Below are 23,866 nucleotides of genomic sequence, written 5' to 3' on the forward strand. Positions count from 1 at the left end.
AGTGGAGTTCCTCACAGGAAATAAGCAGGATGGACAGGTTCCTTATATTCTACTCATTCTTTCCTGAGAAGAAACCCGCCCCGCTCCCACTATCACAAGCGGGGGCGGGGCGGGGTTGGGAAGAAGGACGCCGAAGCCTAGGCTTCTACGGTGCCCTCACCGGTGCCGGAAGCGGTAGCAGCGGATTCGCCGGCCTGCTCCTCTTCCTGCTGCTTGAACTGCTTGCGCAGCATAAACAGCTGGCGGACGGTCTCTTCCTTCACGCCATCGTTCATGGCGTTGAACATCTCGCCGCCCTCCTTCTGGTACTCCACCAGCGGATCGCGCTGCGCCATCGCACGCAGGCCAATGCCCTCCTTGAGGTAGTCCATCTCATAGAGGTGCTCGCGCCACTTCTGGTCAATAATCGGCAGAATGACCATGCGCTCGGTATTTCGCATCTGCTGCTCGCCGCCAATAGCGGTTACAGATTCTTCGAGCTTGTCGTACTCATTATTGGCGTCCTGCACCAGGGCGTCGCGAAGCTGCTCGGCAGAAAGCTCGCCTGGGGAACCATACTCGGAGCCTTCCACCAGCTCCTCATGGGAAATGGTGGGGCCGTAGAGGGAATCCAGCGCATTCCACAGTGCGTCTAGATCCCAGTCCTCGACGTAGCCGGTGGAAGTAGCACCGGCGACATAAGCGGACACGGTGTCATCAATCATGCCGCGAATATTGTCCTGAATATCGCCGGCATCAAGGATGTCGTGACGGGTAGCGTAGACCACCTTGCGCTGCTCGTTGAGCACCTCGTCGTACTTAAGGACGTTTTTACGCATCTCAAAGTTCTGGTTCTCCACCTGCGCCTGGGCGCCCTTGATGGAGTTGGAAACCATCTTGGCCTCGATGGGGACATCGTCCGGAACATTGAGGCGGTTCATCATGTTTTCCATGGACTGGCCCACGAAGCGCACCATCAGCTCATCGCGCATGGACAGGTAGAAGCGGGTCTCACCCGGGTCACCCTGGCGGCCGGTACGACCACGCAGCTGGTTATCAATGCGGCGGGACTCGTGACGCTCAGTACCCAGCACGTAGAGGCCACCGGCCTCGCGTACCTGGTCACCCAGCTTCTTGGAGCGCTCCCTCTCGGAATCGATTTCTGCTTCCCAGGCCTCCTGGTACTTCTCTTCATCCTCGAATGGATCGAGGCCGCGCTCGCGCAGCTTCTCATCGAGGATGACCTCAGGGTTGCCACCGAGCACGATATCGGTACCACGGCCGGCCATATTGGTAGCCACGGTGACGGTGCCGGGGCGGCCCGCACGGGCGATGATCTGGCCCTCTTCCTCGTGGTGCTTAGCGTTAAGCACGTTGTGCTTAACGCCGCGCTTAGACAGCAGCTGGGACAGGTACTCGGAGCGCTCCACGGAGGTGGTACCGACCAGAACTGGCTGGCCGGACTCGACGTGCTCGGCAATATCGTCCACTACGGCAGCAAACTTAGCTTCCTGCGTCTTGTAGATGCGGTCAGAGTGATCGGCACGCTGATTCGGCTTATTGGTAGGAATCGGCACCACATCCAGGCCATAGATGGAGTGCAGCTCGGCAGCCTCGGTTTCTGCCGTACCGGTCATTCCGGAGATCTTCTCGTACAGACGGAAGTAGTTCTGCAGGGTAACGGTAGCCAGAGTCTGGTTCTCGTTCTTGATCTCCACCTGCTCCTTGGCCTCAATGGCCTGGTGCATGCCCTCGTTGTAGCGGCGTCCGGCCAACACGCGGCCGGTGAAACCGTCCACGATCATGACTTCGCCATTGCGAACGATGTAGTCCTTGTCGCGGGTGAACAGCTCCTTGGCCTTCAGGGCGTTGTTCAGGTAGGACACCAGCTGGGAGTGCTCGGGGGCGTAGAGGTTATCGATACCGAGCTGATCCTCGACGTATTCCACGCCCTCTTCCAGCACGCCGATGGTGCGCTTCTTGTGGTCCACCTCGTAGTGGATACCCTCGCGCATGCGCGGGGCCAGCTGGGCGAAGACGCTATAGAACTGGGAGGAACCATCTACCGGGCCGGAGATGATGAGCGGGGTACGGGCTTCATCGATAAGAATCGAGTCAACCTCGTCCACGATGCAGAAGTTGTGACCACGCTGTACCACATCGTTGAGGGAGCGGACCATGTTATCGCGCAGGTAGTCAAAACCGAGCTCATTATTGGTGCCGTAGGTAATGTCGCAATCGTAGGCAGCCTTGCGCTCTGGTGGGCGCATCTCGGACAGAATGACGCCGACGGACAGGCCAAGCCAGCGGTGGACACGGCCCATCATCTCGGCGTCGCGCTTTGCCAAGTAATCGTTAACAGTGACGATGTGGACACCCTTGCCATCAAGGGCATTGAGGTAGGCCGGCAGCAGCGAGGTCAGGGTCTTGCCCTCACCGGTGCGCATCTCGGCGACGTTGCCGAAGTGCAGGGCCGCACCGCCCATGATCTGCACGCGGTAGTGCTTCTGATCGAGGACGCGCCAGGCAGCCTCGCGGACGGTGGCGAAAGCCTCGAGCAAGATGTCATTCATCTCTTCGCCGTCTCGCAGGCGAGTCTTAAACTCGTCGGTCTTTGCCTTAAGTTCGTCGTCCGAAAGCTCCGCGTACTTATCCTCAAGGGCAATTACATCGTCTGCCATTTTGCCCAGGCGCTTGACCGTACGGCCCTCGCCCGCGCGCAGCAGCTTGGAAAGTCCAAACACGGTTAGTTAGTCCTTCTAGTCGCGACAATAAAGTTAACTCGTCGCTATTGTACTCACTCGCTTTCACAAAGCATCTCCCGCCTAGCACATAGGGCGGGCGCGCAGCCTCCGTTCAGCCTGTATAAGCCCCGGCACCTGCTTGCCGACGCCCCCTCCCCTAACCACAAATTCGACCCCACTGCATACACGCAGCAGGGTCGTTAGCTAAGAGAAGTATAAGCTCCTTTAAGCTTCAGCGTCTTCCGATAGGGAGATAATGCCGTAGTCGTAGGCGTGGCGGCGATAAACCACGGACGGCTTATTGTTCTCCTCATTGATAAAAAGGAAGAAGTCGTGGCCCACCAGCTCCATCTCACTCAAGGCATCATCCACGCTCATCGGGGTAGCCGGGTGTTCCTTGGTACGCACGATCTGGCCGGGGCGAACGTCCTCTACAGTCTCAGCATAGGGGTCAACGTAGCGCTCTTCCTTTGCGCGCTCCGCTTCAGCCTGGGCCACCATCTCAGCGGCAATCTCGCCGGTGCCCTTCTGCGCGCGGTGACCGCTCTTGACGTTTTCGCGGCGCACCTTCACCTTGCGCAGGGAGCGCTCCATCTTGCCCAAGGCGGTTTCGAGCGCTGCGTAGAAGGAATCTTCCTTGGCTTCAGCGCGGGCAATGTGCCCCTTGCCCGTAGCGGTGATCTGAATGCGCTCCGCTTCGGAGTCACGGCGCGGATTGGGTTCGTGCTGTAGCTCCACATGGAAGAAGGTCAGGGTGGGGTCAAGGCGTTCAATCTTGGCCAGCTTGTCATTAACTCGCTCTTGGAAGTGTTCGGGAACCTCGACGTTGCGGCCCGTAATCGTTACCTGAGCTTTGTTTGGCTGGGACATTGAGATGCCTCCCTTGAGTAGTGGGGACTAGAATCAATCACAGTAACTATCTCTCTGTGACACTCCTCATGATAGCACTGGTTATGACCTTTGCGGGAAATTTTTTGGCGACTCCCCTACCTCGAGGGTGGGCACCACCCCTATCTAGGCATCCGCAAAGACCAATGCCCCGCAGACTTCTACACCCGTGGCCTGCAGGGCGGCGATGCTGGCGGCAAGGGTGGCGCCGGTGGTAATGACGTCGTCGGCAAGCAGCGCAGGCGCCCGAGCAATAGGCACGCGCACGCGGACTCGGCCCTGCAGGTTGGCCCACCTATCCTGCGCGTTGAGCTCGGACTGGTCCGCGGTGGACTGGCCCATAGTAAGCGCCGCGCACACGCCCACGCGCTGGTGCTGCGCCGCGGTGTGACACACAGCGGACACCGGATCTCCCCCGCGTGCCCGCGCCGAACGCGGCCGAGTAGGCGCGGGAACGAGGGTGAACTCGCGCGGGATATCGCCGCGGGCGCTCAAATGAGCCAGCCCGGCCGCGAAGACGGCCCCCACATACTCGCGCACCGGCCGATTGCCACGCTCCTTCATGCCAATGATGATGCGGCGGCGAATATCGGAATAGGGGCCGAGAGCATAGACAGGCGCGCCCAGCGGCCGGGGCCGCGCCACCATATAGGGCGGCTGCCGCAGGTGATCGCGGCACGGTGGGCACAAGACCTCACCCGGCGCGCCGCACCCAGCGCACGCACGCGGAAAAATAAGCTCCCCCAAGCCCATAATCGCCTCTCCCCAGCCGCGCAGGACCTCTCGCGGCTAATTAGAAACGATAGGGGAAGAACGCCGACCCTGCAGGCCGGAGACCTCGCGCCAATTGGTTTCGTCCATGACGGTGGAAGGAAGCTCCAGCATGGCGTGAGAATCAGTAATGAAGAGCTTGGTGGGCGAGGTTGCCACGGCCACCACGGGGGCGGTGATATTACCGGTAGGCATGGTCGACGCCGAAGAACCATCCTGCTCAATGCGCCAGACGGGCGACTGGCTCGAGGAAGTACCAACGATAAGCGAGCCATCCGCATTCCAGTCCAGTGAAAGAGCCGAGCCGGATACTTCGGGGCCTACCTCGCGGGCATTGACGATGCGCTTATCACCACTGCTGGATTGGGCAACGGCCGCGATGTACACGTGGCCATCAATAATCATGGCCACGCGCGCACCGCTATGGGACAAGCGGATAACGGAGATTTCGCCCTCAATATCGTCGATGCTGCGGGCATCCACCTCGGATTCGGAGATGCGGCCTGTAGTCTTGGAACGCACCACGCGCACGATGCGATCGCCATCGACCACGGTCCAGGCGGCTTGCCCGTTGTACTCGAAGGTCGGTCGTGCCAGTGTGGGGCCCTCCACCGAATCCTGCAGTTGGCCGTCAAGCTCGCCTATCTGCAGCGAGAAGTCATTATTGGATTTGCGGCGCACTGCCGCAACGAGCCCACTATCGGCAACATCTACGGATTGCACGTCACCGCTGCTGCCCAGCGTGGATTTCACGTGCTCGGCCACACCATCGTCTACCTCGAGCAGATTGCCCTCATTGAGGGCGTAGAGCTTAGACAAAGAGGTGCTGCTTTCCTCCGGGTTATAGTCCGCGAAGTCATCCACGCTGAGGCTATCCATGCCCTCCACCAAGTCACCGCCATCGGCTTTGACCTTAAAGGGGCCGGTATGGCCGGCTTCCGTGAGCGTCCACACTAGCTGGGCTGCAAAGAGCGTGCGATCTTGGGCGTCTAGGTCAGCAAGGCCCTCGAATTGGTAGCCCTGTTCGCGATCATAGCCGGCGAAGGTGACATTCTCCCCCGCTGCCCGGCGGGTAGCGGGAGCAATGCTAGCTGAAGGTCCCTCCATCAACAGCGTAAGGAGCGTCGACTCCGATTGTTCGCCGCCCTTGTACAGCCAGCGGCGGTCTGGAACCAGCACATCGTTGCTCTGCTTAAAGAAGTACAGCGATTGTGGGGTGTAGTGATTGCGCATTTCATTGCGCTCCATTACTACTCCGGCCGGCAAGCCATCGACGCGCCATCTATCGTCTTGCTTCTTCATGTAGATGACGGCCTCGTAGCCCTCATTTTCCGGCACGTACGCACCGCCGGATTTCAGGCGGCCGATGATGGTGCCGCGCACCGTGAAGGCGCGCTCATTATCCCTCGAGCTTTGCTTACTAGCGGGCGCGGTAACGATGTCCAAGCTATCGACCACCATCACATCGCCGCTGGCGTCCCAGGCTTCCCGGGCGTTATCCGTCAGAAAGCCGCGCGCGACCTCATGGTCGTTTCCCGGCACGGCGGAAGCCTGATAGAAATCGCGCAACGTCAAGTCCGGGTCATCGCCGGGTTGCGGTGCAATGACTTCTTCCGGGCCTTCCGGTTGCTGCTGGTAGGTACCGACTACTTGCGGACCGGTGTTATTCGGCAGGGTGGAACAACCGCTGACGAACAGCACGGCCGCTGCGGTGCCGACAACCGCGGTCTTGCGATAGTTCGCTCTCAACACGCTTATTTCCTCCTACCCTCAAAGTCCGGGGCCTTATAGGCGCGCCTGTCCGGGGCGGCCGCGCCGCGGTTAAGCTCGCGTTCCGAAGGCCAGAGGATGCCATCGCCCTCCGCCTCGCCATCGGTGCCTTTTTCGCTCTTGTCGACGTGCGGCGAGCTCATGCCCGATGAAATGGCCGGCGTTGCAGCGGTAGGCCCTGCATCCAGCGCGGCGGCGCCGGTGTCCTGTGCTTCTGGAGCTTCAGCATCGGGTTCTGCCCGCTCACTACCATCCGCAGTGCTGGTGACGGGTGCGCCGGGAATCTCCACAGCGATGGGAGCCTCGCCCACCTCGGTATTCGGGGTGCGTGGAATAATGAGGCGGAAGCGAGAACCAAATCCCTCGTAGCCGGTGGCATCCAGCGTGCCGCCGTGCAGGACGGCATCCTCGCGGGCGATAGCCAAGCCCAAACCGGTGCCGCCAGAATGGCGTTTGCGGGAAGAATCCGCACGCCAGAAGCGGTTGAATACCAGCTCTTCCTGGCCAGGTTTTAAGCCCACGCCATGGTCCGTAACGGTAACGCCCACCGCAGTGTCCGTGGCTGCGACGTCTACCGCCACTGGATTGCCCTCCGAGTGGTCAATGGCATTGGCCAGTAGGTTGCGCAAGATGCGCTCAAGGCGGCGGGAATCTGCCTCGACTCCGATGCGCTCCTCCGGCAGGTTGAGCTGGACCTCCACGTCGAGCTCGCGGGCCAAATGCTCCACCTGCCCGTAGGCCGCCTCCACACACGAGCGCAGATCAATGGCTGCCGTAGACAAATCCGCCACACCAGCATCGTGGCGAGAAATCTCCAGCAAGTCCGCGAGCAATTCCTCGAAGCGGTCGAGTTCGCTCGACATCAAGCGGGAAGCGCGCTGGGCGCCGTACGGCAGGCTATCGCTCTCCGCCTCAATCATGTCCGCGGCCATGCGCACGGTGGTCAATGGGGTGCGCAGCTCATGGGAGACGTCAGAAGTAAACTGCCGCTGCAAATCGCCGTACTCCTCCAGCTGTGCAATTTGGGAGGAAAGCTTATCGGCCATGTTATTGAAGGACGCGGCCAAGCGACCCATCTCATCATCGCTATCGACGGCCATGCGCTCCTTCAAATGACCCGCCGCCAAGCGCTGCGCAATGCGCGAGGCCGAGCGAATTGGCGTAATTACCTGCTGGGTAGCTAGCCAGGCAATGCCCACCAGCAGCACCACGACGACCACACCGGCCGCCGAAAGCAGACCGCGCATCAACGCCATGGTGGATTCTTCCGATTCCATGGACAACGCCAGGTAGACCTGCGTATGGGGAATATCGGTATCGGTAGGCGTGCCTACCAGCAAGGCGTTGTAGTAATCACCATTTTCGCGCGGCGCCGGGAAATACTGCTGCGCAATCTGGCCTTGATCCACCATCTCCCGCAACTGATCCGGCACCGGGAAATCCTCGGGCGAAGTGGTAACAGAGCCATCCTGGTTTTCCACCACGATGACTGGTTCATAGACCGCTTGGGCGTCGCCCTGTTGGGCAGAAAGCTGGCCCAACGCAGCACGCGCGGAGTTAATACGTACCTGGACGGAGTTAGCAGAACTGGTGGCATCGATCTGCTGTTCCACGGCCGTGCGGGCGCGCTCCAGCTCCTGTTGGGCCACGTCTTCTTTCTGGCTGACCAGGCGTTGGGTAAGCACGGACACCAACGCGTAGGCCAAGATGATCATGACCACCGAGGAGGCGACCAAGATCATGCCAATGACGCGCGCCTGCAAAGAGGTGCGCCACGTTGTAATGAAGGCGTCTCGAATACGCCTTAGACGCTCAATGATGCCGATGATCCTTACTCCCCGGCGCCGGCCTTGCCGGTCTTATACCCCACACCGCGCACGGTTAGCACAATCTGCGGGTCTTCCGGATCGTGCTCGATCTTGGCACGCAGGCGCTGGACGTGCACGTTTACCAAGCGGGTATCAGAAGCATTGCGATAGCCCCACACGGATTCCAACAGCGATTCACGCGTGTGTACCTGGCCGGGGCGGCGCGCCATCTCCAGCAGCAGGTCAAACTCCAGCGGGGTCAGGTTCAGCTCGGTGCCATCGGTGCGGCGAACGGTATGTTCCGGCACATCAATGACAAGGTCCGCAACCTCCAGGATTTCAGATTCCGCAGAATCGGTGCGACGCAGGCGCGCACGGATGCGGGCGATGAGTTCCTTGGGCTTGAATGGCTTGGTGATGTAATCATCCGCGCCGGATTCAAGGCCGAGTACCACATCAACCGTATCGGTCTTGGCGGTCAGCATAACGATGGGCACGGAGGATTCACGGCGGATGGCACGGCAAATATCTACGCCGTTCATGCCCGGAAGCATGAGGTCCAACAGGATGAGGTCCGGCTCGTGCTGCTCAAAGGCAGGCACGGCGTCATTGCCGTCCATGACCGGAATGGGCTTGAGCCCCTCGGACTCGAGCACTATGGTCAGCATCTCTGAGATAGCCGGATCGTCATCGACAACCAAAATCTTGGGCGCCACGTTTTATTCTCCTACAAGGTCTTTTATCGCTGAAATAATAGTATCCGCATCGGCGGTAGCGATCCAGCGTCCACCCCAGCCCGCATCTGCTAGGCGCTGGTAGGCCGCGGCGGTGCGTTCTTGCAACCCGCCATCGCGTTCGTAGCGGTCGCGTTCCCGGCTGGCGTCCGCTTGGGCTCGTGCCTGCGCTCTTTCCGACGCCACCTCTACCGCCGTATCCAAATACACCTGCAGGTCCGCCTGCGGCAGGCTGAGGGTGCCAAATTCCAGATCGTGCACCCACTCCATCACCGCATCGTCTTCGAGCCGCGCCGCCGAATACGCCGCATTGGAGGCCACGTAACGATCTAGGAGCACCACAGTGTCAGATTCCTTGGCGCGCTGCAGCTGGTCCTTAACGCCATAGCGATCCAACGCGAATAGCGTCGCCATGGCATAAGCCGAATCCGTGAGGTCGCCCATCTTTCCATAGAGTGCCTTCTGCGCTAGCTGCGCGTGAATCGAATCTGCATAGCGCGGAAAGGCAATAACCTCTACGGGCCGGTCCAACGACTCCTTGAGTGCGGAGACCAACGTATTTTTACCGGCACCGTCGATTCCTTCAATGCTGATCAGCATAGGTGTGGGCTATCTTCCCTTCTGTTATTTCATCCGCGGGGCCGCTGTCTCGCGACCGCTGCCGCGGGCAGCAGGTTCGGCTTAGGACAGGGCCTCAATGAAAGGCTCGAGGTCATATTCTTCCTCAACATTTTCGAGCACCTCGAGGGCATTTTCCGTCAAGGTCTCGCTGCCAGAGCCCACCAGTTCCCTAATATAGGGGTAGTCTTCGACAACTTCGCCCGCGCTAAAGGGCGCACCAGCCCAAATGGCAGCAATGGTGGCCGCCGCTTGAGCATTCTGTTCCTCTTCTTCGCTGAGTTTTGGCTTGCTGTGTGCGACCTCGCAGGCATCCTCGACGGCGCGAATTACCCCTTCTTCATCGAGATTTGCCATCTCGTCCAAGAAATCGACGTTGAGATCCGTGCTGAAAATATTTTCGTCCCAAGTACTCACTTTTTGACTCCTTCGGTGCTTTCAGCGCCATTTATACACGCTTTCTTGGCGAAAGAAAGCAGACAATGAAAAGGTTTGCATGACCTTCTACGCCCGCGAACTGCCTTTTTGTTTACCTATCACAGAATTGGGACGCCGTCGCAACGTTTCCCAAACATGATAGTCTCGTTACCAACTTGTTACCGGGGCGCTGTATCGCCCTCCCCCTTGGGCTGTAACGGCCCGCCTCATAGAAAGGACAGCCACGATGAAGCCAGATTCGCGCCGCGTCTACGTGTTCATTGTGGCCGGACTGATCGCCGCGGCCGTCGTCGGAGTCGCCGTCTGGCGAATGAGCTCGCCGAGCGCCAACTATTCCAATGCCGCGGATCAGTCCGCGACCACCTCCGCCTCCCCGACTCACACCGCAGCCGAGGAGACCACCACTTCTTCCACGGACCGTTCCCCTTCAAAACAGCACTCCACGCATGCTACGAGTTCCACCGCCTCGTCCGGTGATGCCAAGCACCAGCAGCCTCATAACAACGATCCGTTTCTCGCCCCTAATGCGGTCATGCGCCCACAGGCAGCAACCCAGCCCACCAAGGTATACCGCCCGGAGAATATCTCCCCGCAGGGCACCTCCCCGCAAGGCAATAACACCACCCAAGGTGGTCAAGGTACCGGCCAGGGCAATCAGCATCTGACACCCGATTACCCGAGCAACCAGAGCGGCTCGCAGTCTACGGGCGCCCCGCAGAACAACCAGGGCGGCACCACCCCGCAGGCCACCACTGCCCCATCTACGCCGCAGACCTCACCTGAGGCGCCTTCCGTGCAAGATAACTCGGGCAAGAATTCCGACGCCCCGGCTCATGAACCAGCCGGCAGGGAGCAACTCGAGGCCGAGAAGGCCGAGAAGGCGGAGCAAGAACAGCTCACCGGCCATGCCGCTGCAGAGCAGCCTTCCGCCGATCAGAACCAAGAGCCGACCGACCTAGTACCAACCAAGCAGGCGCCGGCCACGGCCCAGCAGGCCCCGAGCGAAGCGACGCCTTCGCGCTAATTCGGAGCCGGTTCTCGGCGTAGACGAACAAAGCAAGCACGTTTCCTCGATTCTGAAGGCAGAAAATCGAGGAAACGTGCTTGCTTTGTATGCGCAGGAATGCGGTCATTGCGACGCAGCCACAACGCGGACGTAATGAAGACTGAAAAGCACGCTTCGCTTGAAACCAAAGGGCGGCGGCGAAGCGTGCTCGCGTGGGCTAAACGCGGACTAGGCGCGGGCGACGAAGAGGTCCGCGGCGTCGGATTCCGCAGTAGCGGTAACGAGGCCCTCGGAGGCTGGCAGCCAGACTGCCTGGCCTGGGGTCGCGGTGAGGGTCTTGCCCGCAGCATCGGTAAAGGTTGCGGAACCTGCGGTACACAGGGCGATGGTCGGGCCGTCGTAATCAAGATCCATAGAAGACGAACCGGTGAGCTCCACGCGGTCCAGCAGGAATTCCTCGATGGGTACCGGGTACGACCATGCGGCGGCATCGTGGACATTGTCTTGGGCGGACTTATCTTGTTGTTGCACTCGCGGCTCGTCGGCAGCGGCGTAAGTCAAGACCTTGACCAGCTCTGGAACATCCACGAACTTAGGCGTCAGGCCACCGCGCAACACGTTATCGGAGTTTGCCATGATCTCCACGCCGAGGCCAGAGACATAGGCGTGAAGCTGACCGGCATCTAGGTAGACGGCCTCGCCGGGTGAGAGCTCGATGTGGTTGAGCAGCAATGCGCCCAGCACACCGATATCGCCTGGGTAGCGCTGGTTGAGATCCAGCACCGTGGACATAACGCGGGACTTCCAATCGGCCGGGTCCGCAGCTATCAGGCGCTCGCCGGCGGCAACAATGGCGGAAATGAGCTCCTTGCGCTTGGCAGAGGGAATGGTAATCCACGTGGTGAAAAGGACGCGCAGGTTGGCGGACTCGGTGGTTGCCGAGGGGTCGTCGTCAAGCATGGCAACGTAGTGGTCCAGCTCAGGGCACTCAAGGGCGGCAAAAAGCTCGCTGGTGCGCGCCAAGGGGCGGAAGCCGGCCATGGCATAGAAATCCGTGAGCGCGACAATGAGCTCGGGCTTGTGATTATCGTCCTTGTAATTGCGATTAGACGCGGTGAGTTCGATCCCGGCGGCGTTTTCGCGGGCAAAGCCCTCTTCTGCCTGCGCCTTTGACGGGTGCGCCTGCAAGGACAGCGGCTCCTCGGCCGCAAGCACCTTGAGGAGGAAGGGCAGGCGCTCGCCGTACTCGGCAGATACGCGGCTGCCTAGCTGCCCTGCCGGATCCTCTGCAATGACCTCATTGAGCAGTCGGCCATCCACCGTGGAAGGGTCGCCGGGGTGGGCGCCGAACCACAGCTCTGCGACGGGCTTATCGGCATCGGGCTGGCCCTGCAGGTGCGGGATAAGGGTACGCGAGCCCCAGGAATAGTTGCGGGTGGCGCTGTGCAACAGCTGCATGTGTTTCTATCCTTTAGAAATCTCGTAGGCGGTCGCGGCAAAACTCCGCGTAATAAGCTGCAGTGAGCGGGCAAGGTGCCCCAGGCCCGGATCCGGGTCGATGCTGCGGACTGCAAGCGAGTTGGGCAGGTTCGCCTCTTCCTGCCCCCAGAAAACCACCTTCAAGGGTACCAAAGCACCCTCGGCACCATCGCCATCAATGAAGGGGTCATAAAAGAGATCATTGGCCGGGGAACTATCAGAATCCCGGTCGAGCGCGCGGCGCAATTCGGCTGGGTCCACATAAGCACTCGGCAGGCCGTGTACGGCCCAGATGGTCGCGGCCATGCGGGCCACGAGGGCATCGAGCTGCACGTGCTCGCGACGCTCAGAATAAGAGTACGGGTCGAGCACACAGGAATGGATGATGCGGGCGCCGTCAATAAACTCGCGCAATTGGCGGCCCGGATTGGTGGTGGCATCGCGCTCGGGAGAAAGCTGTGCAAGCTCGCGGTCCACGGCCGCAGCGAGGTCCTCGAGGGTTTCCTTCACCGCGATCGGGCCCTGATAGAGCAGGCAGCACAGCGCATGCAGGGCGGCAATGCTGCGCGCGGGCGAGCTACCCTCGGCCGTCGGTAAGCAAGGGGCGACGAGCGTATCCTCCGGGCAGTCCTCGACCAGCGGGCCCTTGGCCGGCCCGATGAGCACGGTGGTGGCCCCGCGCTGGCTGGCAGTAATGAGGGCGCGCGACGCCCAGTCGCACTCGCCGGGCTCGCCGACGACCACGACCACGTCCAGCGCCCCCACGTAGCGCGGGAGCGATTCGGTCACCACAATCGGGATTCGCAGTGGCTCGGCTAGGCCAACTCCCAGGTGGGCGGCTTGGCGGGCAATCGCATCGGTGGGGATAATGACCAGCGAGCGGGGATTGAGACCACTGAGCGCCTCGCCCCAGCGCTCCACTTCTCCGGCCACAAGGCGGATTTGGGCGCCTTCGTGCGCCACATCAAAAAAGCGCACGGTTTCGGCATCATAATTACCGGTATCCATGTGGCCCAAGCATAGTCGGGTGCCCACTAAGATGAAGTCCTATGACTTCCGCACAGATCCATCCCGTTACCCTGATTGGCGGCGGCCCCGGCGCGTGGGACCTCATTACCGTGCGCGGCATGCGCGCCCTGCAGGAAGCAGAGGTTATTCTTGCCGATCACCTGGGACCTACGGCGCAGCTCGATAAGCTGTGTGATATTTCTTCCAAAGAGCTTATTGACGTCTCTAAGCTCCCCTATAAGAAGTCAATCTCGCAGGAAAAGATCAACGAGCTGCTTATCGAGCACGCCCGTGCTGGCCGCAAGGTGGCCCGCCTTAAGGGGGGCGATTCCTTCGTCTTTGGGCGCGGTTTTGAAGAAGTGCAAGCGCTAGCGGAAGCGTCTATTCCCGCCACAGTCATTCCGGGCGTGACCTCCGCCATTTCCGTTCCCGCGGCCGTGGGCATCCCGGTAACTCAGCGCGGCATCGTCCACGGATTCACTGTGGTTTCCGGCCACCTGCCGCCCGGCCATGAGAAGTCCTTGGTGGACTGGGCAGCGCTCGCCCGCTCTGGCGCCACGCTCGCGGTCATCATGGGTGTGAAAAATGCCCCGGCGATTGCCAGTGCGCTAATCGACGCCTCCCTCTCCCCCTCTACTCCCTGCGCCGTCATCCAAGAAGGCACGCTTTCTACCGAGCGCGCCTACCGTTGCACCTTGGGCACTCTGGCGCAAACGATGGCCGAGCACGAGATCTCCGCGCCGGCGGTCTACGTCATCGGCGAGGTGGCCGGGCTCTAGCGGCCAGTAGGAAGCGGGTTTTCAGCGCCCGCAAGCCCACTTTTGGCCGTGTTCTCCCTCGGCGGGGCCACCATTCGCCCTTTATTGTGGCCAAAGGTCGCGGTGAAAGCACTACGTCCGGTCCGCGGCGGGGCTTTCAGGCGCCTTGTCCTGCACGATGGCGACGCCGGACCGGCGCGAACCGTGGACGCGGTGGGCGGCGACGCGCTCCGGATAATCAGGCGCATGGAAATCAGCATGGGCGGCTTCCTCGGCGTTTTCGGCTTCCAATTCCGCCGCACGTGCACGCCTGGTGCGCAGCGCGCCACGGATGGTGGCGGCCACACCAGCCGCGACCACGACGGCGACGACCGCCGGGGTGATTGCTGAAGGCACTGCCCAGCCGAAGTACGTCTCGGCGCCACCAATGACCTTGCTGATATTGAGGCCCACGATGGCCGTGCCGACGAGTCCGCCGAGCAAGACGGGGTTGATGCGGGAGATAAGCCACGCGGCGATGGGCGCGGTGATGGCGCCACCGATGAGCAGGGCGATGACTGCGGCTAAGTTGGCGACGATATCGTGCCAGAGCCCGACGATAAAGCCTGCGGTAGCGCCAAAGGTCACTAGGAACTCAGCGGCATTGACCGTACCCACAATGCGGCGCGGCTGCTCGCGGCCGATGGCCATGAGCGTTGAAGTCGACACTGGGCCCCAGCCGCCGCCACCGGTGGAATCGACGAATCCGCCCACAAGGCCAAGGCCGGCGAGAAACGGCGTGGAGTGGGTGCGCTTATAGGCGGAGCCACGGCGGCGTGGTTGGGAGAAACGCCAAATGAGGTTGGCGCCGATGCCGACCAAGATGAGTGCGGTCACCGGCGCGGCCGCCGCGGTGGAGATATTCGACAGCAACGTAGCGCCCAAAAAGGCGGCGATCCCGCCCGGCACGCCGAGACGGACCACGGTTTTCCAATCCACGTTGCCGAAGCGCGCGTGGCTCAATCCGGAGATGGCCGTGGTGCCTAGCTCGGCGGTATGGACGACGGCCGAGGCCTGCGCGGGACCGAGGCCCGCCAGCAACAACATCGTGGTAGAGGTGACGCCGAAGCCCATGCCGATGCCACCGTCCACGAGGTTTGCGGCCGCACCGGCGAGCGCGATGAGGATGAGGGTTAACATGGCGCGAACACCTCCTGTGCGACGCCGCGGGCGTGGTGAAAGCGATCTGCGACGAGGCCTGCGAGGTCGGTGCCTAGCGGACGGTCGACGGTCGCGGGTACGCCCGCCAACCGGTCTAGGAGCAGGCCTTCGGTCACGAAGAGCGGGATCACGCGTACACGGGCGGGGTCTTTATGCTCGCGGCACAGGGACTCAATCCCTTCGCGGCCACCGCGGGTGGCAAACTCCACCGAGATGGGCACGCCGGTGAGCGCGAAGGTGTGGTGGGCGAGCTCACGGATGGCATCATTCGCCGCGGAATCGGAGGAACCAACGGAATAGATGACCACATGGGCATCGCCAGGCCGGGTACGGGAGGCGAGCACGCGGGCGAGGTCCTCGCCGGTGCCGAGCCCAGGGGCGAGGTGGAGGGAAAGGTGAGAGGTTTTGGAGGCGTCGGCAAGCGCGCGCGGAACGTCCACGCGCTGGTGGTAGCCCTGGGTAAAAAGCAGCGGAACTACAACGGCCTCGGTCTCCCCTAGCTGGGCGAGCTCGAGCGCGGCCGTGGTGAGGTCGGGCTCGTTGAATTCCAGGTGCGCCGCGCGGGCTGGGCGCAGACCCGCGGCCTGGGTCAGGCGCTCAATGCCGGCTGCGGCGCCTGGGTGCCGCGAACCGTGAGACAGGGTAATAAGTGCGGGCATGGGGCGCATCCTTATGCCTGCGGTGCCGTGGAGTGGCCGCGCCGGGCAAGCGAGCGCTTTAGGGCCTCATTGGAAGACACAGCCGGTGCGGGAGCTACCGGGGCGTCGTCTTGGCCGTGAAAGCGCACGGAGAAAATCCGCAGGCATTCCTGGCACTTCCAGGCAAAGTCATCTTCCTCATCCGGGAAGAGGTCGGTGTCGGCGCAATAAGGGCAGAAGCTGGGATGGTTGCGGTTGGGGTTGGGCTGGCGGCGAAAATTCACTGCAAGTCCTCCTCCTTGGCGCGCAAGACCCAGTGGCGGAATTGCTCGCCTTCCTCGCACTGCTCTTTGTATTTATTGACCAAGCGAATGACGTACTCGGGCACCTCATCGGCGACGACCTTGTGGCCGCGCAGCTTGCGGCCCCAATCCGGGGACAGGCCAAGGGCGCCGCCCAGGTGGACCTGGAAGCCCTCGACACGGTTGCCCTCGGAATCGGTGACGATCTGGCCCTTCAAGCCGATGTCCGATACCTGCGAACGCGCACAGGCGTTGGGGCAGCCGTTGAGCGCGATGGAAATCGGCACGTCCAAATCGCCCAAGGTGTCTTCCAGGATGTCGACCAACTCGATGGCGCGGGCCTTCGTGGTCACGTGCGCAAGCTTGCAAAATTCCAGGCCGGTGCAGGAAATGATGCCGCGGCGGAACTCCGATGGCTGGGAGTACAGGCCGGTTTCATCGAGCGCGCGGGAGAGCGCCGGAATGTCTTCTTCCTCCACATCGAGGAAGAGCAATTCCTTCATCGGAGTGGTGCGGATGCGGCTGATGCCGAACTTTTCGGCCACGTCCGCAATGGCGATGAGCTGCTCACCGGTGGCGTGGCCCACGGTGGGTTTTACGCCGACGTAGAACTTGCCGTCTTTCTGGCGGTGCACGCCAAGGTGATCGCGGGAACCAGGCTCGACCTCCAGTGGGATTCCATCCAACAGCCGCTTGTCCAGGTATTCCTCCTCCAGCACTTGGCGGAACTTTTCGATGCCCCACTTGGCTACCAAGAACTTCAGGCGGGCACGGTTGCGATTGCGGCGGAAGCCGTAGTCACGGAAGATGCCGACCACACCGGCCCATACCTCTGGCACGCGCTCTAAGGGAACCCACGCGCCGAGGGACTGCGAGAGCATCGGGTTGGTGGACAGGCCGCCGCCAACGAAGCAATCGAATCCCGGACCGTACTCTGGGTGGTTCACGCCCACGAAGGCAACGTCTTGAATCTCGTGGGTAACGTCTTGGCGAGCGTTGCCGGAAATAGCGGTCTTGAATTTGCGCGGTAGGTTATGGAATTCCTCGCGCGGCAGGTAGTTATTCTTGATTTCTTCGATGGCTGGGGTGGCATCGATAATTTCGTCCTCGGCCACGCCGGCAACCGGAGAGCCCAAAATGACGCGCGGCACGTCGCCGCAGCCCATTAACGTGCTCAAACCTACCGACTCGAGCTTGTCCCAAATGGTGGGCACATCCTCGATTTGAATCCAGTGCAGCTGGATATTCTGGCGGTCAGTAAAGTCCGCCGTGGAGCGGGCATAATCGCGCGAGATCTCACCGACGGCGCGCAGCTTGGCAGGATCGGCACGTCCGCCGTCGAAGCGCACGCGCATCATGAAGTACTCGTCTTGCAGTTCCGCGTTAGACAGCTTGGAGGTCATCTCGCCGCCCAAGTTCTGGTTGCGCTGAGTATAAAGGCCCAACCACTTGAAGCGAGGGGCTAAGTCATCAGCTGGGATAGAGGAAAATCCCTGCTTGGAATAGATATCGATGACGCGCTGCTTGGCAGAAAGCCCACCGTCTTCCTGCTTAATTACCTCATCGTTATTGAGGGGCTCGGTGCCGTCAATCTTCCATTGGCCTTCGGGCTTCTTGGCGCGGGGCGTGCGCTTGGTACTAGTCGCGGTGGTCATGGTGTAGATCTCAACCTGCCTTTCCAAAGTATTGAAAGACAACCTACCCGTCTAAATTGAGTAGACAAAGCGGTCTTTTTTATTTTCAAGCGAAAAATCGCCCTGAACTGGCCAAAAGGGAGACATTTTTTAGAATCTAATTCAACTCCTTGCCGCAACCTAGACTAAACGGTTCAATTGCCAGAAAGATAAACCACAAAAATGAACCTAGCGGTCTAGACCCCCGCGATTAAGAGAAAGGCATTCACGCAGTATGAATCAGCCCTTGAAGGTAGCCGTCATCGGCGCAGGCCCGGCCGGCATTTACGCCTCCGATATCCTGGTGAAAAAGACCGGCGGCGAGGTACAGATTGACCTCATCGAGCAGATGCCCGCGCCCTTCGGTCTCATCCGCTACGGCGTGGCGCCGAACCATCCGCGTATTAAGGGCATTATCAAGTCCCTGCACCGCGTGCTCGACACCGAGCAGATTCGCCTTTTGACCAACGTGCACATCGGCCGTGACATCACCGTCGACGAGCTACAGCAACACTACGATGCCGTGGTCTTTGCCACTGGCGCCGTGGGCGACCGCCACCGCGATATCCCTGGCGCGAACTTGGACGGCGTGCATGGCGCCGGCGAGTTCGTGGGCTTCTACGATGGCAACCCGCGCTTCGAGCGAGACTGGGATCTCTCCGCCAAGGAGGTCGCAGTCATTGGTGTGGGCAATGTGGGCTTGGACGTCTCCCGCATCTTGGCCAAGACCGGCGATGAGCTCAAGGTCACCGAGATCCCCGATAATGTCTACGAGTCCCTCGCCAAGAACCAGGCCGAGACCGTGCGCGTCTTCGGCCGCCGCGGCCCGGCGCAGGCCAAATTCACTCCGCAGGAACTCAAGGAGCTGGACCATTCCGAGTCCATTAACGTTGTGGTCTCGCCGGAAGACATTGACTATGACGAAGCCTCGCTGGCCGCGCGTCAGGAAAGCAAGTCCACCGACTTGGTGTGCCAGGTGCTCGAGCAGTATGCCATCCGCGATCCCAAGGAGGCGCCACACACCCTGCAGATCCACCTCTTTGAGCAGCCGGTAGAGATCTTGGGCGAGGACGGCAAGGTCAGCGGCATCAAGACCGAGCGCACCGCGCTCAACGGCGATGGCAGCGTGCACGGTACCGGCAAATTCACCGAATGGCCGGTGCAGGCAGTCTACTTCGCCACCGGCTACCGCTCCGATGCGGTCGATGGCGTGCCCTTTAACCAAGAGAAGAACGTCATCAATAATGACGGTGGCCATGTCATTGATGAGTCCGGCGCGGTAGTGCCTGGCCTCTACACCACCGGGTGGATTAAGCGTGGCCCGGTGGGTTTGATTGGCAATACCAAGTCCGATGCCACGGAAACGATTGGCATGCTGCTTGCCGACGCCGCCTCTGGCGCCCTCCCCTCCCCCTCCAGCGCTGCGGACATCACCGAAGTCTTTGCCGAGCGCGCTATCGATTATCTGACGTGGCAGGATTGGCAGCGCTTGGACGCGGCCGAGCGCGCCCTAGGCGAGCGCGAGGGCCGCGAGCGTAAGAAGTTTGTGGAGTGGGAGGACATGGTCTCCCACTCGCGCGCCGAAGTTTAGCGGCGAATGATGGCAAGGACCTCGTCGACGATGGACTGCACCTCGTCGGCGGTCTTTGCCTCTACATTGAGGCGCAGCAGCGGCTCCGTATTGGACGCGCGCACGTTGAACCATGCCTCGGTTCCCTCGAGCTCGACGGTCACTCCATCGAGCTCATCGACGGACTCAATCTTATCCGCCAGCTCATCCAGCACCGCCTGGGTAGCGGCCTTCTGGTCCTCCACGGTGGAGTTGATCTCGCCGGAGGCCTCATAGCGGGAGTACTCCGCCATGAGCTCGCTCAGCGGCTTATCGGACTGGCCCAGAGCGGCCAGCACGTGCATCGCAGCAAGCATGCCGGAATCGGCGTTCCAGAACTCCTGGAAGTAGTAGTGCGCGGAGTGCTCGCCACCGAAGGCGGCCTGGTGCTCGGCCATCTGCGCCTTGATGAAGGAGTGGCCCACGCGGGTGCGCACCGCGGTGCCGCCCTTTTCCTTAATGAGCTCCGGCACGGTCTTGGAGGTAATCAGGTTGTGGATGATGGTAGCGCCGGGGAACTTCTCCAGGTAGCGCTCAGCCACCAGTGCACAGATGGCAGACGGAGAAACCGGCTGGCCCTTTTCATCCACAACGAAGCAGCGGTCCGCATCACCGTCGAAGGCCAATCCAATATCGGCCTTCTGGTCCACGGTGAACTTCTGCAGGTCCACGAGGTTCTTCGGATCCAGGGGGTTAGCCTCGTGGTTTGGGAAAGTGCCATCGAGCTCGAAGTACACATCGCGGACGTCGAAAGGCAAGCCCTTAAAGACGGCCGGCACGGTGTGGCCACCCATGCCGTTGGCGGCATCGACGGCTACGACGAGCGGCTTGCAATCCTCCAGCGGTACCAGCTTGCGCAGGAAGTCGGCGTAGCCGGCCAGAATCTCCTGCTCGGCAATTGCACCCTCGGTGCCGGTGAACTCCGGGGTGCCGTCGATAAGCATCTGCTTAATCTGCTCCAAGCCGGTCTCCTGGCCCACCGGTACCGCGCCGGCGCGGCAGAGCTTAATGCCGTTGTACTTGGCCGGGTTATGAGAGGCGGTAAACATAGCACCCGCACACTTCAAGGAACCGGCGGCGTAGTAGAGCTCGTCGGTAGAGGTTAGTCCCAGCAGGGTCACGTTGAGGCCCTGCGAGGTCACACCCTCAGCAAAAGCGCGCGCCAGAGACGGCGAGGACGGCCGCATATCGTGGCCGACTGCTACGGTATTTTCGCCTTCTTCCCGCAGGATGGCGGCAAACGCGGCGCCCGTATCGCGCACGAAGTTCTCATCGATATCTTCGCCCACCACGCCACGGACGTCATAGGCCTTAATTACTGCATCAAGATGCTCACGAGTTCGCATAACCTGCAATAGTACTCCCGCCCGCTGGGAAACTACCGCACCACGGGGTTCGTGTCAGTCCTGTTCCGGTTCCGCGGGCGTCGTTTCATCGGGCACGACCGAAAGGTGCGCGCGGCGCGCCTTTTTGGCATAAGCCACGCGGCGGGTGCGAAAGACCGGGTGATTCGAATTGGCAGGGTCCGCTCCATCAAAGGTCGCGGAATAGTCAATAGGGTCTGCACCGGAGCCGGCGCTGCGGTCATCGACCAAGCCGGTGGTCACGCGGCCGTCTTCCTTGACTGCCTCTGCCAGGGCCATCAGGTCATCTTCCTCATCCAGCTCGATGCGGTCCACACGCACCAGCTCCCAACCCACCGGGGCTGAGATGCGGTCGCGGTGGGTGGCGCACAGATCCCAGCTGTGTGGGTTTTCCTCTTCCGCCAGCGGCCCAACGACGGCCGTCTGGTCCACGTAAGCGTAGGTCAATGTCGCCACGGCGGGGCGGCCGCAGCCTGGGCGGGAGCAATGGCGAGAAATAGTCACAGCGCATAAGTCTAAACCCTTAGTTGAGATTTAGATAGTCTTCGCCCCGGCGTGGCTCGGCTAAATCCAGCCCGCCAGCACCTTAGAATCAAGGTCATGACCGCCGCTCGCCCACATATCCGCCCCGCCCGCGACCGCCACGGCCACGGCATGCGCGGACCTCTCCTCCCCCAGCAGGCCCCGCGCTACCGCAGCGCGCGCGAGCACTTCGACATGGCCGTATTGGAGGCCTATGCCCCCATCCAAAACGCCTTCGCGCCACAATTGCGAGGCCTCGACTTGGCTGTAGACACCATCCCGCGCATGCGGCTTTCTCCCGATATGACCGTGCTACCGGATGAGATCATCGCCGATGGTCCAGTTCCCCTCGGCCGCGTGGTTCCCGCCGGCGTAGATTCCGAGGGCCAGCCCACCCGCGCGCGCTTGGTCATTTTCCGCATGCCCATCGAGCAACGTGCTTCTACCCCGTCCGAGCGCTCCGAGCTCCTGGGCACCGTTATTACTGCGCTGGTGGCCAACTACCTCAACTTGGACCCCGAAGAAGTGGATCCGCGCTATAGCTGGTAGCCCCCGGTAAGTTTCGCGGCGCAGCAGAAAAGCCCCTGGCCGCACATAGCGTGCTAGCCAGGGGCCTTACTGGACACCTTAATTATCCAATCTCACGTTTGAGGCGGCGGCGCTCACGGTCCGATAGCCCGCCCCAAATACCGAAGCGCTCATCGTGCTCCAACGCGTACTCCAAGCATTCATCGCGCACCGCGCAGGCCTGGCAGATACGCTTGGCCTCACGGGTAGAGCCTCCCTTTTCAGGGAAGAACGCTTCAGGGTCAGTCTGCGCGCACAGCGCCTGGTCCTGCCACTCCTGCTCGACGGCACCGAAGAGTTCATCGAGCGACATCTCTGCAGCAGCACCGCCACGGAGAATGGCGTTGTTATTAGCCATTTTGTCCACGCCTTTTCCTTTCTCCGAGGTTGGGTAATTCTCATCAGTGCGACCGACTGTACACCACATTCTCCTTGGGTAGCCCCGCCGGGATGGTGTGGAAGTAACGGCGCCGGCCGCTGTTTCTTTCACTGATGTAATTTCACACCGGATCACTAAATATCGTCAACCCGAATTGGCGGCTTCTTCGCGCTTTCCGGCAAAAACGCAGCACACGATCCCCATCCGTCACATCTGTAACAACTGATCCCCCGCGGGGGTGTAGGTAGGGGGTACTACATGTAGTGGTACCCTGTTTTTCTGTCAACAATTTTCAGGAAATCCCGGCGTGTCGCGCGCACAACCCCGCAAAGAAGGGATCCATGCACTTCAGATCTGTGCAGAGTTCGCACCATGTCGGCCGGTGCAAACAGGCGGGCTCGGTTGCCCCATAAAAAGAGAGGCCGAACCGAGGCTCCATTGTCCTCAGTTCGGCCTATGTCAGCCGGACCTAGTGCAGTGCTCAGACCACTGCGCAAGCGTTAAGCATCGGAGCTAAAACGCACGCCGGCATCAGGGATGGAAACGCCGGGGAAGACACGCATGCCGTCGAGAAGCTCGCAGCGTGCGCCGATGTGGGCGCCTTCACCAATGACACAGTTCTCAATGACCGCGTTGGCGCCAATGTGGGCGCCGGAGGCAATGATCGAGTTGTGGATGATGGCGCCTGGTTCAATGCGCACGCCGTCGAAGACAACGGTGCCCTCTAGGCGGGAACCCGCGCCCACCTCGGAGCCACGGCCCACGGCGGTACCGGACAGCAGCAGCACGCCACCGGCGATACCGGCGGAGGGATCCACCAGGGACTCGCCGGTCTTACCCTCAATCAGCGGGGACGGCGCAATGCCGCGCACCAGGTCAGAGGAACCACGGGTGAAGTCATCCGGGCGACCCATGTCGCGCCAGTAGGAGTTGTCTACGTGGCCGACAACCAAGCGGCCTTCAGCCAAGAGCCCTGGGAAGGTTTCGCGTTCCACGGAAACAACGCGGTTGGCCGGAATGGACTCGATGACGGAACGCTTGAATACATAGCAACCGGCGTTGATCTGGTTGGTTGGCGGATCCTCGGTCTTTTCTAGGAACGCGGTGACTCGGCCGTTAGAGTCGGTCGGCACGCAGCCAAACGCACGCGGGTCAGCCACGTTGAGCAGGTGCATAGTGACATCGGCGTCCTTGTCATGGTGCGTGGTGAGGATCCCTTCCAGATCCATGCCGGAGAGCACGTCGCCATTGAAGACCATGACCGTGTCATTGCGCAGTTTGTCGTAGACGTTACGGATGCCGCCGCCGGTGCCGAGCGCGGTCTCTTCCACCACGTACTCGATCTCCAAGCCCAGATCGGAGCCATCACCGAAGTACTCCTCAAAGACCTCGGCCTTATAGGAGGTAGACATGACGACGTGCTCAATGCCGGCGGCCTTGATGCGGGCGAGCAGGTGCTGCAGGAACGGGTAGTTTGCCGTCGGCAGCATCGGCTTCGGCGTACCGATGGTTAGTGGGCGCAGGCGGGTGCCGCGGCCGCCGACGAGAATCACTGCATCCGTGCTGGCACCGTGGGTGGTGGCTGCTTCAGTCATAGTCTTCCTTATGTAT

At 61.2% G+C, this 23,866-nt stretch carries 22 protein-coding genes; 4 read left to right on the forward strand and 18 right to left on the reverse strand.

The features are described 5' to 3' along the window. Nucleotides 1-137: 137 nt before the first annotated feature. The 8 genes from secA to LG376_RS00380 form a co-directional block, all read right to left on the reverse strand. A complete protein-coding gene (secA, locus tag LG376_RS00345) occupies nt 138-2,723 on the reverse strand; it encodes a preprotein translocase subunit SecA (protein WP_225745817.1) in 2,586 nt (861 codons plus the stop codon). Between the two features lie 225 nt (nt 2,724-2,948). Then, a complete protein-coding gene (gene hpf / locus LG376_RS00350) occupies nt 2,949-3,593 on the reverse strand; it encodes a ribosome hibernation-promoting factor, HPF/YfiA family (RefSeq protein WP_049378762.1) in 645 nt (214 codons plus the stop codon). Nucleotides 3,594-3,737: 144 nt separating this feature from the next. Next, complete coding sequence (locus LG376_RS00355; protein WP_225745818.1) at nt 3,738-4,364, reverse strand: ComF family protein; 627 nt, start codon at nt 4,362-4,364, stop codon at nt 3,738-3,740. Between the two features lie 36 nt (nt 4,365-4,400). After that, nucleotides 4,401-6,134 carry an MtrAB system accessory lipoprotein LpqB gene (gene lpqB, locus LG376_RS00360; protein WP_225745819.1) on the reverse strand — a complete coding sequence of 578 codons (1,734 nt, stop codon included), beginning with the start codon at nt 6,132-6,134 and terminating at the stop codon, nt 4,401-4,403. A gap of 2 nt (nt 6,135-6,136) precedes the next feature. Continuing rightward, entirely contained in the window at nt 6,137-7,894 is a 1,758-nt protein-coding gene (gene mtrB, locus LG376_RS00365; RefSeq protein WP_225745820.1) for an MtrAB system histidine kinase MtrB, read from the reverse strand. Nucleotides 7,895-7,983: 89 nt separating this feature from the next. Further along, on the reverse strand, nt 7,984-8,676 hold the full coding sequence (gene mtrA, locus LG376_RS00370; RefSeq protein WP_005322406.1) for an MtrAB system response regulator MtrA: 693 nt from the start codon (nt 8,674-8,676) through the stop codon (nt 7,984-7,986). A gap of 3 nt (nt 8,677-8,679) precedes the next feature. Next, on the reverse strand, nt 8,680-9,294 hold the full coding sequence (locus LG376_RS00375; RefSeq protein WP_225745821.1) for a dTMP kinase: 615 nt from the start codon (nt 9,292-9,294) through the stop codon (nt 8,680-8,682). A gap of 81 nt (nt 9,295-9,375) precedes the next feature. Then, nucleotides 9,376-9,729: a DUF4259 domain-containing protein gene (locus LG376_RS00380; protein WP_179387511.1), complete on the reverse strand. Its 354-nt coding sequence runs from the start codon at nt 9,727-9,729 to the stop codon at nt 9,376-9,378. 247 nt (nt 9,730-9,976) lie between these two features. On the opposite strand from LG376_RS00380, the gene LG376_RS00385 reads away from it, so the two are divergent. Beyond that, entirely contained in the window at nt 9,977-10,774 is a 798-nt protein-coding gene (locus tag LG376_RS00385) for a hypothetical protein (protein ID WP_225745822.1), read from the forward strand. A 210-nt stretch (nt 10,775-10,984) separates the two neighbouring features. On the opposite strand, the gene manA is transcribed toward LG376_RS00385, so the two are convergent. Together manA and LG376_RS00395 are read right to left on the reverse strand one after the other, a co-directional pair. Then, nucleotides 10,985-12,214, reverse strand: a complete 1,230-nt coding sequence (gene manA, locus LG376_RS00390; RefSeq protein WP_225745823.1) for a mannose-6-phosphate isomerase, class I — start codon at nt 12,212-12,214, stop codon at nt 10,985-10,987. Between the two features lie 6 nt (nt 12,215-12,220). After that, on the reverse strand, nt 12,221-13,243 hold the full coding sequence (locus tag LG376_RS00395) for an exopolyphosphatase (protein ID WP_225745824.1): 1,023 nt from the start codon (nt 13,241-13,243) through the stop codon (nt 12,221-12,223). Nucleotides 13,244-13,284: 41 nt separating this feature from the next. On the opposite strand from LG376_RS00395, the gene cobA reads away from it, so the two are divergent. After that, on the forward strand, nt 13,285-14,022 hold the full coding sequence (gene cobA / locus LG376_RS00400; RefSeq protein ID WP_198492659.1) for a uroporphyrinogen-III C-methyltransferase: 738 nt from the start codon (nt 13,285-13,287) through the stop codon (nt 14,020-14,022). A 111-nt stretch (nt 14,023-14,133) separates the two neighbouring features. On the opposite strand, the gene LG376_RS00405 is transcribed toward cobA, so the two are convergent. Genes LG376_RS00405 through LG376_RS00420 form a run of 4 tightly spaced genes read right to left on the reverse strand, consistent with a single transcriptional unit; the run spans nt 14,134 to nt 17,796 of the window. Beyond that, the gene (locus LG376_RS00405; RefSeq protein ID WP_198492658.1) at nt 14,134-15,180 is read right to left on the reverse strand and encodes a sulfite exporter TauE/SafE family protein; all 1,047 of its coding nucleotides are present in this window, start codon (nt 15,178-15,180) and stop codon (nt 14,134-14,136) included. Then, on the reverse strand, nt 15,174-15,860 hold the full coding sequence (locus LG376_RS00410) for a sirohydrochlorin chelatase (RefSeq protein ID WP_198492657.1): 687 nt from the start codon (nt 15,858-15,860) through the stop codon (nt 15,174-15,176). Before LG376_RS00410 ends, LG376_RS00405 begins: the two co-directional genes overlap by 7 nt. Nucleotides 15,861-15,871: 11 nt before the next feature. Then, complete coding sequence (locus LG376_RS00415) at nt 15,872-16,123, reverse strand: hypothetical protein (protein WP_225745825.1); 252 nt, start codon at nt 16,121-16,123, stop codon at nt 15,872-15,874. After that, a complete protein-coding gene (locus LG376_RS00420; protein ID WP_198492656.1) occupies nt 16,120-17,796 on the reverse strand; it encodes a nitrite/sulfite reductase in 1,677 nt (558 codons plus the stop codon). The genes LG376_RS00415 and LG376_RS00420 overlap by 4 nt, the downstream gene beginning before the upstream one ends. A gap of 253 nt (nt 17,797-18,049) precedes the next feature. Here LG376_RS00420 and LG376_RS00425 point away from each other — a divergent pair, with 253 nt between their 5' ends. Further along, nucleotides 18,050-19,405: an FAD-dependent oxidoreductase gene (locus LG376_RS00425; protein WP_225745826.1), complete on the forward strand. Its 1,356-nt coding sequence runs from the start codon at nt 18,050-18,052 to the stop codon at nt 19,403-19,405. On the opposite strand, the gene LG376_RS00430 is transcribed toward LG376_RS00425, so the two are convergent. Both LG376_RS00430 and LG376_RS00435 read right to left on the reverse strand, forming a co-directional pair. Next, complete coding sequence (locus tag LG376_RS00430) at nt 19,402-20,769, reverse strand: phosphomannomutase/phosphoglucomutase (protein ID WP_225745827.1); 1,368 nt, start codon at nt 20,767-20,769, stop codon at nt 19,402-19,404. The two genes, LG376_RS00425 and LG376_RS00430, sit on opposite strands and share 4 nt — an antisense overlap. Before the next feature lie 54 nt (nt 20,770-20,823). After that, on the reverse strand, nt 20,824-21,291 hold the full coding sequence (locus tag LG376_RS00435; protein WP_225745828.1) for a DUF3499 domain-containing protein: 468 nt from the start codon (nt 21,289-21,291) through the stop codon (nt 20,824-20,826). A 96-nt stretch (nt 21,292-21,387) separates the two neighbouring features. On the opposite strand from LG376_RS00435, the gene LG376_RS00440 reads away from it, so the two are divergent. Further along, nucleotides 21,388-21,858 (forward strand): metallopeptidase family protein, encoded by a 471-nt coding sequence (locus tag LG376_RS00440; protein ID WP_225745829.1) that lies wholly within the window; start codon nt 21,388-21,390, stop codon nt 21,856-21,858. 82 nt (nt 21,859-21,940) lie between these two features. Here the strand turns inward: LG376_RS00440 and LG376_RS00445 are convergent, their stop codons facing one another. Then, nucleotides 21,941-22,189 (reverse strand): WhiB family transcriptional regulator, encoded by a 249-nt coding sequence (locus LG376_RS00445; protein WP_005528147.1) that lies wholly within the window; start codon nt 22,187-22,189, stop codon nt 21,941-21,943. 566 nt (nt 22,190-22,755) lie between these two features. Beyond that, nucleotides 22,756-23,850: a sugar phosphate nucleotidyltransferase gene (locus LG376_RS00450; RefSeq protein ID WP_179387501.1), complete on the reverse strand. Its 1,095-nt coding sequence runs from the start codon at nt 23,848-23,850 to the stop codon at nt 22,756-22,758. Nucleotides 23,851-23,866: the final 16 nt, after the last annotated feature.

Source organism: Corynebacterium sp. Marseille-P4611 (assembly GCF_916618765.1).
Taxonomy (GTDB): Bacteria; Actinomycetota; Actinomycetes; order Mycobacteriales; family Mycobacteriaceae; genus Corynebacterium; species Corynebacterium marquesiae.